Annotated in this window: 14 protein-coding genes; 5 read left to right on the plus strand and 9 right to left on the minus strand. The window is 44.3% G+C overall.

From position 1 onward, the window contains the following. Positions 1-208: 208 nt before the first annotated feature. From rlmD to AC1WMD_RS15030, 4 genes are all read right to left on the minus strand, one after another. Complete coding sequence (gene rlmD, locus AC1WMD_RS15015) at positions 209-1588, minus strand: 23S rRNA (uracil(1939)-C(5))-methyltransferase RlmD (protein WP_494257827.1); 1380 nt, start codon at positions 1586-1588, stop codon at positions 209-211. Positions 1589-1602: 14 nt separating this feature from the next. Further along, the gene (locus tag AC1WMD_RS15020) at positions 1603-2469 is read right to left on the minus strand and encodes a DNA-3-methyladenine glycosylase family protein (RefSeq protein WP_043903543.1); all 867 of its coding nucleotides are present in this window, start codon (positions 2467-2469) and stop codon (positions 1603-1605) included. Between the two features lie 67 nt (positions 2470-2536). Beyond that, entirely contained in the window at positions 2537-3340 is an 804-nt protein-coding gene (pdaA, locus tag AC1WMD_RS15025; protein WP_043903542.1) for a delta-lactam-biosynthetic de-N-acetylase, read from the minus strand. 117 nt (positions 3341-3457) lie between these two features. Continuing rightward, positions 3458-5005 carry a fumarate hydratase gene (locus tag AC1WMD_RS15030; protein ID WP_043903541.1) on the minus strand — a complete coding sequence of 516 codons (1548 nt, stop codon included), beginning with the start codon at positions 5003-5005 and terminating at the stop codon, positions 3458-3460. 247 nt (positions 5006-5252) lie between these two features. Between AC1WMD_RS15030 and yfkAB the strand changes: the two genes are divergently transcribed. Beyond that, positions 5253-6377, plus strand: a complete 1125-nt coding sequence (yfkAB, locus tag AC1WMD_RS15035; RefSeq protein WP_494257828.1) for a radical SAM/CxCxxxxC motif protein YfkAB — start codon at positions 5253-5255, stop codon at positions 6375-6377. A 26-nt stretch (positions 6378-6403) separates the two neighbouring features. Here yfkAB and AC1WMD_RS15040 read toward each other — a convergent pair whose 3' ends face one another. Continuing rightward, a complete protein-coding gene (locus AC1WMD_RS15040) occupies positions 6404-7192 on the minus strand; it encodes a YfkD famly protein (RefSeq protein WP_494257829.1) in 789 nt (262 codons plus the stop codon). Positions 7193-7432: 240 nt separating this feature from the next. Beyond that, a complete protein-coding gene (cax, locus tag AC1WMD_RS15045) occupies positions 7433-8485 on the minus strand; it encodes a calcium/proton exchanger (protein ID WP_043903538.1) in 1053 nt (350 codons plus the stop codon). Between the two features lie 161 nt (positions 8486-8646). Between cax and AC1WMD_RS15050 the strand changes: the two genes are divergently transcribed. Together AC1WMD_RS15050 and AC1WMD_RS15055 are read left to right on the plus strand one after the other, a co-directional pair. After that, on the plus strand, positions 8647-9789 hold the full coding sequence (locus AC1WMD_RS15050; protein ID WP_043903537.1) for an MFS transporter: 1143 nt from the start codon (positions 8647-8649) through the stop codon (positions 9787-9789). A 124-nt stretch (positions 9790-9913) separates the two neighbouring features. Then, positions 9914-10060 carry a BH0509 family protein gene (locus tag AC1WMD_RS15055; protein ID WP_043903536.1) on the plus strand — a complete coding sequence of 49 codons (147 nt, stop codon included), beginning with the start codon at positions 9914-9916 and terminating at the stop codon, positions 10058-10060. 354 nt (positions 10061-10414) lie between these two features. Here the strand turns inward: AC1WMD_RS15055 and AC1WMD_RS15060 are convergent, their stop codons facing one another. The 3 genes from AC1WMD_RS15060 to AC1WMD_RS15070 are packed head-to-tail and all read right to left on the minus strand — an operon-like array spanning position 10415 to position 12031. Further along, positions 10415-11248, minus strand: coding sequence for a YihY/virulence factor BrkB family protein (locus tag AC1WMD_RS15060; protein ID WP_043903535.1), 834 nt, complete (start codon positions 11246-11248; stop codon positions 10415-10417). 18 nt (positions 11249-11266) lie between these two features. After that, entirely contained in the window at positions 11267-11542 is a 276-nt protein-coding gene (locus tag AC1WMD_RS15065) for a hypothetical protein (protein ID WP_043903534.1), read from the minus strand. Further along, the gene (locus AC1WMD_RS15070) at positions 11543-12031 is read right to left on the minus strand and encodes a low molecular weight protein-tyrosine-phosphatase (RefSeq protein ID WP_494257831.1); all 489 of its coding nucleotides are present in this window, start codon (positions 12029-12031) and stop codon (positions 11543-11545) included. Between the two features lie 103 nt (positions 12032-12134). On the opposite strand from AC1WMD_RS15070, the gene AC1WMD_RS15075 reads away from it, so the two are divergent. After that, a complete protein-coding gene (locus tag AC1WMD_RS15075) occupies positions 12135-12359 on the plus strand; it encodes a DUF1128 domain-containing protein (RefSeq protein ID WP_494257832.1) in 225 nt (74 codons plus the stop codon). 153 nt (positions 12360-12512) lie between these two features. Continuing rightward, the gene (locus AC1WMD_RS15080; protein ID WP_494257833.1) at positions 12513-14264 is read left to right on the plus strand and encodes a PAS domain-containing sensor histidine kinase; all 1752 of its coding nucleotides are present in this window, start codon (positions 12513-12515) and stop codon (positions 14262-14264) included. The last annotated feature ends 124 nt before the right edge of the window (positions 14265-14388 follow it).

Below are 14388 nucleotides of genomic sequence, written 5' to 3' on the forward strand. Positions count from 1 at the left end.
TTCCCCCTATATTTTTCCATTCATACTAAAGCCATTCACGAATCGCTCATTTTTCCGATTTTTGCTTTGATTTTTCTGCCAAAACTTTATATCTTTTGACATAAAAAAAGAAAAGGCTTGAGGAAAAGGATTTCTCCTTCTCCCTTACACCTTTCCCCTGCCCTTTTGCACCACTTTATTTCGAGTTTGGCAAGAGTTTATTTATGCTCTACATCTTTAACACTAATCGCGCCACACTTTCCACATGCGCCGTATGCGGAAACATATCGACCGGCTGGACGTAGTCAACATGATAACTCTCTCGAAGCACATCGATATCGCGCGCGAGGCTGGACGGGTTGCAGGAGACGTACACAACCGTTTTCGGCTGAACACGGAGAATCGTTTGCAACAGTGCACTGTCGCAGCCGGTGCGCGGCGGGTCGACGACGATGACATCGGGCATCCATCCTTCGTTCACCCATTTTGGAAGCAGCGTTTCCGCTTTGCCTGTCGTATACATCATATTGGTAAACCCATGTTTTTTCGCGTTTTTCTTCGCATCTTCAATCGCTTCCGGAATTGTATCCATGCCGCGCACTTCGCGGGCGTCTTTGGCGAGCCAAAGCCCGATCGTGCCGACGCCGCAGTAAGCATCGACGACCTTTTCTGTTCCCGTTAAAGCGGCGGCCTTTTTCACTTCATCGTACAGTTTCACCGTTTGCACCGGATTCAGCTGAAAAAACGCGCGCGCCGACAGTTCGAACGATAAGTCGCCGAGCACTTCCTGAATGTATTCTTTTCCTTCGAGCAGCTTCGTTTCTTCCCCGAAAATAAGCGACGTCTTCCGTCCGTTAATATTTTGCACGATCGACTTGACTTCCGGAAGGCGCCGCTTTATTTCGTCAATCAGCAATTGCTTGCGCGGGATTTCTTTTGTCGCCGTAATGAGCACAAGCTGCACGTCCCCTGTATGAAACCCGACCCTTGCGACAATCGTGCGGACAACTCCGGTCTGCGTCCGCTCGTTGTAAATCGGAATGTGCAAATCTTGGAGAATCATTTTCACAATGTTGGTCACACGGTTCGTAGCCGGATGCTGGATGAGGCATTCGGAAATGTCAATGAGCTGATGGGAATTCAAGCCGTACAAACCGGCGATGACCTCTCCTTTTTTCGCGCCGACTTGAAACTGGCTTTTATTGCGGTAATGCCAAGGGTCATCCATTCCGATCGTCGGGCGGATCGACAGCGTTTCCATCGGAAGCCGGCAATGCCGCTCAAAAGCTTGAATAACGATATCGCGTTTTTCGCGAAGCTGCGCTTCGTAATCAAGATGTTGCAGCTGGCAGCCGCCGCATTGTTCGTAAAACGGGCATTTCGGCGTTACTCGATACGGGGAGCGCTTACGAATTTTTTTAATTTTCGCTTCCGCGTATTTCGGATGGATGTTCGTTGCCTCTACGACGACTTCTTCTCCCGGGAGCGCACCTGGGACAAACACCACTTGCTTTTTAAAATAGCCGACTCCTTCCCCGTTGATGCCGAGCCGCTTAATCGTCAACGGAAACTGCTGCCCTTTCTTGATGGTAATTGTTTGCTTCGTCACTGTTTGCCACTCCTCTATTCAATGCTTCTCCATAAATATAACGATGCGTAGCTTAAATACGGCTCCCATCGCGTGCTTAGCTCTTCCATTTGTTTTATCGACGGCTTTTCCGAAAGACCGAACAGCCGCTGGATCGCCCGCTGCAAGCCGATGTCTGCTTTTGGAAACAGGTTTGGTTTTCCAAGCCCAAACAGAAGAAAATTTTGCACTGTCCATGGACCGATGCCGCGAATCGATAACAATTCTTCCATCACTTTTTCCTCGCTTTTGTGCGCAAGTTCCTCTAATGAAAGCTTCCCTTCGGCAATAAGCCGCGATGTATCGATGATATACTCCGCTTTTCGCCCGCTTAACTGCAGCTGTTTCAGTTCATCATACGAAAGAGCGGCAATGTCTTCCGGCCGCGGATAAAACCAAACGCCGTCGATTTGTGTTCCAAACGTTTTCACAAACCGCTCTGTCAGGCGATAAGCAACTTTCAAACTTAATTGCTGGTGAATGAGACATTTCATTAAACAAAAATAAAGGTCAAAATCTAAAATAAGCGGCATTCCTTCATATTTGGTAAAAAGCGACTGTAATTCGGTCCGTTGAAAATGTTCGTGAATCGGGGCAAGCGGCGTATTCCATTGAAACAGATGAGAAACCCGCTCCATAATTTCCTTTTTTCGTTCAGGATATGGCGCCGTAACAAGGAAGCTCGGCTCATCCTTTGTCCCAATGCTTTTGACCGTAACAGCGATTGGGATATGTCGAACATAAAGCGGCACAACCACCTTCTGTTTCGCTATATCCACCGATATAAGAGGATCGAGCGCAAGCCGCTCCAGCGCGTGGGAAAAATCATATGGAGGGGTGACCTCAACTTGCTGTTGCCACATAACTATCACCTTTTTATTATCGTTAATACCCACATTATAACGAAAAACACCCCTTTGAACCAAACGTTCAAGGGGTAAAAAGCCACGGATGCAAACTCATTTTTTCGACCATCAGATCATCAAGGCTTTTAAACGTATAGCCTTGCTTGCGCAAATCGTCAATCACTTTCGCCAGGGCGTCGGCGTTATCTTTCGAGACGGTATGAAGCAATAAAATCGCGCCCGGATGAATTTGTTTCATAATGTTGTCGTATGCGTACTTCCATCCTTTTTGATTGTTCGTCTGCCAATCAACAAACGCAAGCGACCAAAACACATGGTAATAACCAAGCTCGCGGGCGACCGCCATCGTCCGTTCGCTGAAAATGCCACGCGGCGGGCGAAGATACATCATTCCTTTTTGCCCCGTAAGCTCTTCCGTTTTTTTACGGACAGATTCCAATTCCTCTCGCAGTTTTTCATCGCTCACTTGCGTCAAATCGGGGTGATGCCACGAATGATTGCCGACAATATGCCCTTCTTTTACCATTCGTTTTACTAAATCAGGAGCCGTATTTAAATAGTGCCCCGTAACAAAAAACGTCGCCGGCACTTTTTTTTCTTTTAAGACATCTAAAATTTTAGCCGTATAGCCGTTTTCATACCCGTTATCAAACGTTAAATAAATTTCTTTTTTGCTTGGATCCCCTAAATAAAATGCGTCATATTTGGCAAGCAGTTGATCCAGCTCTTTTCCCGCGGAAGGAGGATCGTGGTTCTCGCTTCGCTTAAACCCCCAATGAATCGCTTGATTGCTTGCGGCTTCCGCGGAAGCAGGAACAAACGATAAGATGATGACATATACAAACAGCCATATCGTCCATTTCTTCATCGGTCTTTCCTCCTTGTCGTGCTGCTAACCATTAGTTTTTTCCACCATTGCCACTTTAACCGCGCCATTTTTTGCATAAAAAATCACCGCCAGCTAAGCGCTGACGGTGATCAATTCTTATTTAAAAACCGGCTCTTTAAATTGCGCAAGTTTTTCTAATGACGATTTTTCTACATCTTCATGCAGGCTGTTGCCATGAGAGTCCATCGTGACGACGGCGGTAAAGTTTTCGACGCGCAAGTGCCACATTGCTTCTGGGATGCCGAATTCCAATAAATCGACGCCTTCGACCGACTTAATACAGTCCGCATAATATTGCGCCGCGCCGCCGATCGCGTTCAAATAGACGCCGCCGTGTTCTTTTAGGGCCTGCAGCGTTTTTGCGCCCATTCCGCCTTTGCCGATGACCGCGCGAACGCCGAATTTTTTCATAATGTCGCCTTGATAAGGCTCCTCGCGAATGCTTGTCGTCGGACCGGCCGCTTTGACTTGCCAATTGCCGTTTTCATCTTTCAGCATCACCGGGCCGCAGTGGTAAATAATTTGTCCGTTCAGATCGACAGGCGCATCATGATCCATCAAATATTTATGAATCGCGTCGCGGCCGGTATAAATAATACCGTTAATGCGCACGACATCGCCGACTTTCAGCTGCCGGATTTGCTCTTCCGTAATCGGCGGCTCGAGGACGATTTCGCGCACTTCACCAAGCTCCGCCGTCGCGGCTGCTTCCGCTTTTTCTAATTCTTTTCCAAAATCAACATCTTCTCCTTCTTGATATAACCATTCCATGATTTCGCCTGTTTCTGGGTCGATTTTCACGCCAAGGCGGCGGAACGCCCAGCAGTTATAGGCGACGGACACGAAGAAGCTGGCCGGAATGCGGTGCATCACTCCGATTTTACAGCCTAACAGCGTCGATTCGCCGCCAAATCCCATCGTGCCGATGCCAAGTTTATTGGCGTTTTCCATAATATATTCTTCCAAACGGCGCAAATCTTCATTCGGGTTGACATCGTCGACGGAACGGAAAAGCTGGTCTTTTGCCAGTTCATAGCCGGAAGCGCGGTCGCCGCCGATGCCGACACCGATAAATCCTGCGCTGCAGCCTTGCCCTTGCGCTTGGTATACCGCATGCAAAATGCATTTGCGGATTCCGTCTAAATCACGGCCGGCGCGGCCAAGACCTTCTAGCTCGCAAGGCAAGCTGTACTGAATGTTTTTGTTTTCACAGCCGCCACCTTTTAAAATCAGACGGACATCAATGTAATCGTTTTCCCATTGTTCAAATTTAATAACCGGAATACCGACACCAAGATTGTCGCCGCTGTTTTTGCCGGTTAGCGAATCGACGGAGTTCGGACGAAGCTTACCATCTTTGGTTGCCTGCGCGATTGCGGCATAAATCGCTTCTTTCATTTTGATTTGGTTGACGCCGACCGGCACTTTAATTTTAAATGTCGGCAGCCCGGTATCTTGACAGATTGGCGACACATTTTCTTCCGCCATTTTGATGTTGCCGGCAATCGTCGTCAGCGCCATCGCCGCCCGCGTTCCCGCGTTTTCACGCGCTTTTGCCCGAGCGATCGCTCGACGCACGTCCTTTGGCAATTTCGTGGACGTCTCCACGATGAGTTTATACATGCTCTGCTGGAACTGTTCCATGTTCAACGCCCCTTCCCCTTTTCGTCGTCCTATGTAGTTGACTATCACTACAATCTTTATTTATTATACTCCTTTTCTCTCTCTTGTGTAAAAACAAAAAGTTGTTACCATATTATTTATTCGTAAAATTCCACTTATTTTTAATACTTTTATTTCCTATTCCTTTCTAGCGGAAACTTACATATTCCCGTACAATGATAATAAAATGATGACGGACGTAATTTCGATGAAGGAAGAGGAGAACGTTATGAATTCATTTACACTTCAACCGATTACCCCATCCTTTGATCCGTGGGAAGCGTATTTGGATGTCGAACAATATGGGGAACTTCAGTTAACAAATGTGGAATTCACCACAACTACGTTATGCAATATGCGCTGTGAACATTGCGCCGTCGGCTACACGCTGACAACGAAAGACCCGGAAGCGCTCCCGCTTGATTTGCTTATCAAGCGGCTCGAGGAAATCCCGCATTTACGCTCATTGAGCATCACCGGCGGTGAGCCGATGTTATCGCTGAAATCTGTAAGCGACTACGTCGTTCCTCTGCTAAAATATGCTCGTGAACGCGGGGTTCGGACGCAGCTCAACTCTAATTTGACGCTCGATTTAGAGCGCTATGAAAAAATTATCCCTTATTTGGACGTCTTGCATATTTCACATAACTGGGGAACGATCGAAGATTTTATCGAGGGCGGGTTTGCGATGATGGAGCGCAAGCCAAGCACCGCCCAGCGCGAAAAATATTTTCAGCGCATGCTCGACAACGCCAAAGCATTGGCGAGGGCGGGAGTGATGGTTTCGGCAGAAACCATGCTAAACAAACGGACCGTCCGCCATCTAGAAACGATTCATCGGCAAGTGGCCAAGGAAATGGAGTGCAAGCGCCATGAAATTCATCCGATGTATCCGAGCGATTTCGCTAGTGTGCTCGAGGCGTTAAGTTTAGACGAATTGCGGCAGGCGATTCACCATCTTTTGGACATTCGTGATGAAAGCGTATGGATGCTGTTTGGAACGCTGCCGTTTTATCCTTGCAGCGACAACGAAGAAGATTTGGCATTATTAAAACGGCTTTACACAAGCAAAAACGTCACCGTCCGCAACGATCCAGACGGGCGGTCGCGCTTAAATGTCAACATTTTTACCGGTGATATCATCGTCACCGATTTCGGCGACGAGCCGGCGCTTGGCAACATTCAGCATGATACGCTGCTTGACGCATACAAAAAATGGCAGAATTCCGACCTTGCCAAACAGCTTCTTTGCCATTGTCCTGCCGCTCAATGTCTCGGGCCAAACGTACTCGTCAAAAACGCTTATTATAAAGATGTCGATTTTACAAAGCAGAAAGCGCGGATCAAAAAATAAAACGTCAAGGTTTTCACCTTGACGTTTTATCTTGGCTGCTCGCTAACAATGTATGAAAAATAAAGGCGGTCTTGCACCGGAATCCAAGCGCCGACTCCACGTGTCGTTACGTTTTTTACGACAATTTTCTTTTTATTTCCTTTCAGCACGATATACACTTCGCCATACGTCACTTTCCCTTTTTCATTGACGGCTGGGGCATACGCGTATAAATAGCCGAGCTTTTTCGCAGGCACTTGATACGGCTGATCTTTTCTCGTTCCAATCCCTACCACCGTGCTAAACGCGAGCGGCAAGTTCGTCTTTTCCATCGCCTTATTTAGCATCATTTTTTGCACCGCTTCTTCATTTGGAACTTGCGCCGTCAGCCCGCCGCGCACATGCTTTTGCGTTTCCTGTTTATAGTACAGTTTTTGCGAAACATTCCCGCCACGGTTATCGAGGAAATTCGTATTGACTTTTTGATATTCCCAGTTCGTTGACGTTTCGAGCGACTGATAATTGAGTGGCCACTGCCCTAAATAAATCGTTGCCCGATATCCAAGCGCAAACGGCGTGCTCGAAACAGAAGATTCATTAAGAAGATGAATCAATTCTGGGTTTTCAATTTTTACGTTAGCTGAATTCAGGAGCTGCTTCGTGAATTTGCTTGGCTCTAAATGCGGCAAATCTTGCGCCGGGTTTGGGTACGTATTTTCTTTTGTAATATCCACTACCGAGTTCGGCTGTGCTTGTTGAGAAGCCGCATCGGCGGCAAAAGCTGTCATATATATCGTTAATACGCTAATAAAAAAGCAAATACTCCATTTTTTCATCCTGTCGACTCCTTTCCGTTGCTATTTTCATTGTTATTTTCTTTCAAAAAAATAGCGTTTATCCGTATAGAAAAAAATTTACCATTTTTGTTCGGAATATTTCTAAATTTCAAATAAAGTGGTATACTAATATTGCGCTAATCTTTTCTTGACTTTCTGCATATGTTTTTCCTCCTACTATGTGCGTTGCCAAATGGAAAAGGCTCTGCGTCTAAGCAGAGCCTCTTTTTTATCTCCCTTCTACAACAAATAAAAGCCGATGCCCATAATCGTGTAGGCGGCAAGCAGCGTTGCCCCCTCAAACCAGTTTGTATCTCCATCGTTAGACAAAACGATCATTAACAATACTGACACCGCCATGGCGATTAGCTCTGGAAGCGAAAAAACAAGCGGCATCTTTTCTGGAAAAAGCAAGGAAACAAGCACAAGCACCGGCGCGACAAACATCGCGATTTGTAACGTGGAGCCGACGGCGATTTCAACCGCGACATTCATTTTGTTTTTGTATGCCATAATGACAGCAGATGCATGTTCCGCCGCGTTGCCAACGATGGCGACAATGATAATCCCGATAAACAGTTCGCTCCAGCCGAAAGATTCCGCCACCGTTTCAAACGTATGGACAAGCCGTTCGGATATGTAAGCGACCGCAATCGTCGCCAGCGCCAAAATCAATATGGATTTTCCTTTCGTCCATTCCGGTTCCTCATGTTCCTCGACGATATCGGATTTATGCTGATACACGCCACGATGCGTGACAAGCTTAAAGTATAAAGCAGCTAAGTACAAAATCACCATAATGATCGAAATACCGACGCTAAGCGCTAGCCTGTCCTGATGTGACATGTTCATCGTAAACACTTCGGGAATGACAAACGCTACCAAAACGGAAAATGTAAGCAGCCCCGCGTTATGCCGGGCATCATACACGTTAAATTCCTGCCGTTTGTACTTTAGGCCGCCAACAAAAAAGGATAACCCTGCGACTAACAATAAGTTGCCAAGCACCGATCCGGTAAGAGAAGCAAGCACCACTTCGACGAGCCCCGCCTTTAACGCAAAAATAGAAATGATCAGCTCCACTGCATTGCCAAACGTCGCATTCAATAGCCCGCCGATGCGCGGGCCGGCTACAATCGCCAAACTTTCCGTAGCGCGCCCCATATAACTGGCAAGCGCAATAATCGTTAAACAATATACCGCAAACATTATCACCTCCGGCCAATGGAGGAAGCTCCCCATGACGGATAACGGAACCCCAACCCATGTCATCAGCGCAAATACTTTATTCATTTTCCACTTTTCCACCTTTCTCCTCTAGTGTTTGTCCAATAAATATGAAACCGTTATGTGTAGAAAAAACAAGCTCTTCATGATTTTTTGGCTTGCCTTACGCTCCCATCCTATGTACCATGGATACGGATATCCTATGTTCGAAAACGGGGTATAATGCGATGCGCTTTTGGATTTTAATCACTATTGTTGCCATTTCCGGCCTTTCGCAAGGAATGTTGCTGCCATTGCTTTCGATGCTGCTTGAAAAGCAGGGCGTTTCTTCGTCTGTCAACGGCATACATGCGGCGGCGCTGTACATTGGCGTTTTATTGATCTCGCCATTTTTAGAAAAGCCTCTGCGCAAATATGGATATCGCCCCATGATTATTGTCGGTGGTTTTATTGTAATACTATCACTCATCTTATTTCCAGCTTTTCCATCGTTTTTTCTCTGGTTTTTTCTGCGTCTTTGCGTCGGAATTGGCGACCATATGCTTCATTTTGCCACGCAAACGTGGATTACTGATTTTTCGCCGCCAGATCGGCGCGGGCGCAATCTATCCTTATACGGATTATTTTTTGGCATCGGTTTTTCCGCAGGACCGCTGCTAGCATCACTCACTTCCTTGCACGAATGGCTGCCTTTTTATGTATCATCGCTGTTTAGTCTTGTTAGTTGGTGCGCCATCTTTTTCCTGCAAAATGAACAGCCAAAGGAATGGGCGCAATCCGATTCAACGAATGTTATCCAACGTTTGCTTCATGTTTGGAAATACGCGTGGGTGGCGTTATTGCTTCCGCTTGCTTACGGTTTTTTAGAGGCGACCATTCATACGATTTTCCCTGTTTACGCTTTACGTGAACATATTGGAGTAGAACAAGTCGCGTTAGTTTTGCCCGCTTTCTCTTTTGGAGGGATTGCATTCCAGCTGCCGCTCGGGGTATTAAGCGACCGCTTCCCGCGGAAACAGGTTATTGCAGCTGCTCTGTTCATCGGCAGTGCCAGCTTTTTTAGCGCTTATCTGTTCCACCACTCCCTCATTGGGATCGCCATTTGCTTTTTTATTGCCGGTATGTTTGTTGGCTCTTTGTTTTCCCTTGGCATCGCCTATATGGCCGATTTGCTGCCGAAACAGTTGCTTCCTGCCGGGAACTTGCTATGCGGCATGCTGTATAGCTTTGGCAGCATGACCGGTCCGTTTGTGACCGGCCTCGCGATTCAAATCGGCACTAATGACAGTTTTTTCTTTATGATGTTTAGCCTTCTCTTTCTTCTTTCTCTTATCATGCTTCAAAAGCAGCCAAAGAAGCAGAGCGATTGATCTGCTTCTTTTTTAATTTTTCAAAAAAATCGTTGACCTTTTCTTTTATACTGTTATATAATAATACCAACAAATAAATAAACTGTTTTAAAACAGGATAAACCATGAAGGGAGTTGCTTATTCATGAGTAGAGCGGAGCGAAAAAATATGGTCGAATTTATCGAGAAAGTAAGAGGGTTTACAAAAGAACAGCTGGCGTATATGACGGATGCGGAAATTGAGTATATTTACGAACTGTACTACTACAATCATGAAGAAATCGCTGAGTGAAAAGAACCACTCGCTGAACCGTTCTTTATTTTTCCATCTCATCTAGCATTGTCCATCATCGAAAAATCCTCGCCAAGAATTCCAGAACTTAAGACAAAAAGGTTCTCGCTTTCCCGAGAACCTTTTTTGCGCGCATCGTCCATTTTGCTATTGTTCCTCACCGATTAATGGTATCCGTTTTGGCCGTTGGCACTGCCGCTTGTTTTATGCTTCGGCTTATTTTTTCCCTTTTGTTTTGTGCCGCCATCTTTTTTTGTATGTTTGGTCATAGCAATCCCCCTCTCTCAGTAATCCCCCTTGCAATCGTTACTATTTCCCCGCTGCTTCTGTTTATGAAAGGAAGTTTATGCATGATTAACGCTCGCGCCTTCTTCCTTCCCGCTCGCAATCAAAAATCGCATTCATTTCGCCGCCTAACACAATAATCATTCCCGACAAATAAAACCAAATCATTAAAATAATCATTCCGCCAAGACTTCCGTGCATGGCGGTATAGTTAACGAAATTATTAACATAATAAGAAAACGCAAGCGATGTGATAATCCAGCCGATCGTCGCAAAGATAGCGCCGCGGATGACATTGGCGCAGCGCAGCTTTTTATTTGGGGCAAAGTAATATAACGCCGTAAAGACAACCAACAAAATTAACGAACTAATCACCCAGCGAAAAGCGTCCCAGAGCGTTAAAAATTCTTTCGAGAAGCCGAATACGGAAAATAAAAACAAACCGATCATCTTTCCGAATACAGGCAACACCAAGGCGACAATGATAACAAAAATTAATCCGATGGTAAGCAAAACAGACATGCCGCGAGCAATCCAAAAAGGACGGTTCTCTTCGACGTCATATGCGCGGTTAAACGCGCGCACAATCGCATTCATTCCGTTCGATGCCGACCAAATGGCACCGATGATGCTAATCGACAACAATTTTCCATTTTGATAATCCATAATGCGGTGAAGGTTCGTCTCAATTAAATGAAGCGCTTCCTCCGGAGCATATTCACGCACCACGGAAAGCACGTCTTCATGCGGAATCGGCAAATAAGCAAGCAACGTAATTAAAAAAATAAGAAACGGAAATAGAGAGAGAAGAAAATAATAAGCCAATTCCGCTGACAGCCGGGACACCTCATCTTCTTGAAACCGCCGCACCAATTCACGAATAAATGTTAAATTAATCAGCATTTCCTGTTTCCCCCCTTGTCATTTTATTCGGGGACGATCATCCTCTTTCCAGTTATATAATTCTTTAACCACTTGTATAACCTCTGGTGTTTTTTCCGCTATTTCCTTCAGTTTTTCCATGATAAATGCAGCATCTTCCGCCATTTCTTCTGCGGACTGGCGCCATTGTTTCAACCTCATCGGCCAGGAAAACCGCTCTTGTTTTTCTTCTTTTTTGCTCATCAAGAAAGAAAAAGCAGCGCCTAACGCCGCCCCAACCATCATTCCCTTCCATATGTTTTTACGTTCCTTCATCTATTTTCTCCCCTTCACTTCTAATTTTTTCTCTTTAATAATTGTGTCCAATAAATGTTCGCATCCTTTTTGAATTAGCTCATATACTTGCGCAAAATTCCCGGTATAATACGGATCCGGCACATCCGCCATTTCGCTGTCAGGAACAAAGTCAAGCAGCCGGCCGATAAAGCCAGTTTTATTGTACCCCGCCAATCTCCGCAAATTTCCTACATTTTCTGCATCCATCGCAATAATGTAATCAAACGTCTGCAAGTCCTCGCGATCGATTTGCCGGGCGCGAATCCCGGAAAAATCGATATTATTTTGCTTTAAGATGAGTTGGGTGCCTTCATGCGGCGGTTCACCAACATGCCAATTTCCCGTTCCCGCTGAATCGACTGTGATTTTGTCTTCCAATCCTCTCTCTTTCACTAAATGTCGAAAAACCGCCTCGGCCATCGGTGAGCGGCAAATGTTTCCCAAACAGACAAACAACACTTTTACCATTGTTCACATCTCCTTTCGACCCCATTATATACAAAAATATTAGCGCGATGTATTCCTTTCTATGGTACAATACATGTAACCTTTGCAAGGAAGGAGTTAAAAAATGGATTTATCTAAAAAATCGGCAGAAAATGTAGAGTACATGGTGGAAAAAATCAAAGAAAAGCTAAAAGTGTTAAATTTTGATGCGATTAAACCTTCTCACTTCTCTGAAGAATGGTATGATGAGTTGAAAGAGATATATGACATGGTGATGAGAAAAAATACGTTTAGCCCAAGCGAGATGCAGGCCATCGCCGAGGAGTTAGGAAACTTACGCAAAAAATAAATGTAAGTAGGAGAGGTTCATACGTCTATCGCTGTCCTTTTCGCTTTGGGCAGCTTTTTTTATTGGTTCTACTCAATTCGTCTTTATTTTCGTATAATATGGCTAAACTAAACGATATATATTTTTGTTTTGAGGCGGGAGAGGAGAATAAAAATGATCTATGGCAGTATTCATTACGCATCATTTATCATTCTATTATTCTTCATTACCGTGATCGTTTCTTACATATTATTGAAAATGCTATTCATCCATACATTCCCTATTTACACGCTCTCTGTAACGACGATCGTATGCATCATCAGCCTTGTGGTTTGGTCAATTTTAGACATGCCCCATATGATAAAAAAGACAAACGATTCTTTCACTCTATTATTGTTTAACCCTATCGTTGCTGTGCTTGGCGCCCTATGTGTTACAACGATCGCATTTATTAGCCGCTTATTAAAAGAAAATAAACAATGTGATAAATGTCTCTTTTTCCAACACCCTGATATGATTTTTCTGTTAGACATAAATGGGTTATTTATATCTGGTAACCCTGCAGTAGGAAAAATGCTTGGATACAAACCTAGCGAATATATTGGCAAACATTTTACCCAATTTATCGTCCCGGACCAAATTGAAAAAGCCAAAAAAATATTTGAACGAACATTAAAAGGAGAAACTTGCGAATGTGATTTACAAGCACGGCATAAAAATGGAAAAATTATTGACATACATTTTAAAACCGTTCCAATGATTCGTGGCAATCACTTGAAAGGAATTTATATGATTGCCCGAAATATGACGGAACTCAATCGATTCCGAAAAGAGCTGGAACACTTATATCATAAACATACACTCATATTAAATTGTATGGCTGAAGGAGTTTGCGGGATTGATAAACATAAAAATATCGTTTTCTGGAATCCAGCCGCAGAACGAATGACTGGATATAAAGCGGAAGAAGTCATTGGAAAAACATCACATGCGATCATTCACCATACGAAAAAAGATGGAACTCCTTACCCTCTTGGCGAATGCCCGATTGATCGCGCCATTCAAGATGGAAAAACGTATCATATTAGTGAAGATATTTTTTGGAAAAAAGACGGTACCTATTTTCCCGCTTCCTATACGATAACACCTGTTTTGGAAAATGGAGCCGTCGTTGGCGGAGTATTGACGTTCACCGATATTACCGAACTGCAAAAAACAGAAGAATTCATTCGAACATCGGAAAAGCTCTCGGTTGCCGGCCAGCTAGCGGCTGGGATTGCTCATGAAATTCGCAATCCGCTTACAGCCATAAAAGGATTTATACAACTATTGCAATCTGAACTTGACGAGAAAAAACCTTACCTTCACATTATTGAATCAGAAATTCAGCGCATTGAACTTATTTTAGGCGAACTATTAGTGTTGGCAAAACCGCAAACAATCAAATTTACAAAAAGGGATATTGGCGTTTTGCTTCAACATGTCACCGCTTTATTAGAAACACAAAGTATTTTACATAACATCCAAATTGTCACAAAAATTGATCCATCTCTTCCTCTCATTGAATGTGACGAAAACGGATTAAAACAAGTATTTATTAATTTCTTAAAAAACTCGATGGAAGCGATGAAAAATGGCGGACATATTTTCATTGAAGCACAAAAAAAGGACGAACATTCCGTTCTTATTCGCTTTATCGACGAAGGTTGTGGAATTCCAAAAGAATATATAAAAAAAATAGGAAAACCGTTCTTTACAACAAAAGAAAAAGGTACTGGTCTTGGGATGATGGTCAGTAAAAAAATTATCGAAGACCACGGTGGAACGATGTCAATTATGAGTGAAGTGGATAAAGGAACAACGGTCGAAGTAATATTGCCTATCTGCGTTTCTCCCTTACCTGTTTTACATGTCTCACATGCATAGAAAAGGGCTGAATAACAAGCTGCCCTTTTTTTCTTCTTCTCCTTCGCTATTCCTCTAACGTGTTACATCGCCAAAAAAATTAATTCCTATCGAAAAACTAGGATTGACTTTTGCTTGAATTGTG

Source organism: Parageobacillus sp. NEAU-HV-2 (assembly GCF_059115485.1).

Coding starts and splice junctions, on each gene's coding strand:
- AC1WMD_RS15020 (WP_043903543.1), bottom strand. CDS start 2,469: ATGTGGCAACAGCAAGTTGAGGTCACCCCTCCATATGATTTTTCCCAC.
- pdaA (WP_043903542.1), bottom strand. CDS start 3,340: ATGAAGAAATGGACGATATGGCTGTTTGTATATGTCATCATCTTATCG.
- AC1WMD_RS15030 (WP_043903541.1), bottom strand. CDS start 5,005: ATGGAACAGTTCCAGCAGAGCATGTATAAACTCATCGTGGAGACGTCC.
- yfkAB (WP_494257828.1), top strand. CDS start 5,253: ATGAATTCATTTACACTTCAACCGATTACCCCATCCTTTGATCCGTGG.
- AC1WMD_RS15040 (WP_494257829.1), bottom strand. CDS start 7,192: ATGAAAAAATGGAGTATTTGCTTTTTTATTAGCGTATTAACGATATAT.
- cax (WP_043903538.1), bottom strand. CDS start 8,485: ATGAATAAAGTATTTGCGCTGATGACATGGGTTGGGGTTCCGTTATCC.
- AC1WMD_RS15050 (WP_043903537.1), top strand. CDS start 8,647: ATGCGCTTTTGGATTTTAATCACTATTGTTGCCATTTCCGGCCTTTCG.
- AC1WMD_RS15055 (WP_043903536.1), top strand. CDS start 9,914: ATGAGTAGAGCGGAGCGAAAAAATATGGTCGAATTTATCGAGAAAGTA.
- AC1WMD_RS15060 (WP_043903535.1), bottom strand. CDS start 11,248: ATGCTGATTAATTTAACATTTATTCGTGAATTGGTGCGGCGGTTTCAA.
- AC1WMD_RS15065 (WP_043903534.1), bottom strand. CDS start 11,542: ATGAAGGAACGTAAAAACATATGGAAGGGAATGATGGTTGGGGCGGCG.
- AC1WMD_RS15070 (WP_494257831.1), bottom strand. CDS start 12,031: ATGGTAAAAGTGTTGTTTGTCTGTTTGGGAAACATTTGCCGCTCACCG.
- AC1WMD_RS15075 (WP_494257832.1), top strand. CDS start 12,135: ATGGATTTATCTAAAAAATCGGCAGAAAATGTAGAGTACATGGTGGAA.
- AC1WMD_RS15080 (WP_494257833.1), top strand. CDS start 12,513: ATGATCTATGGCAGTATTCATTACGCATCATTTATCATTCTATTATTC.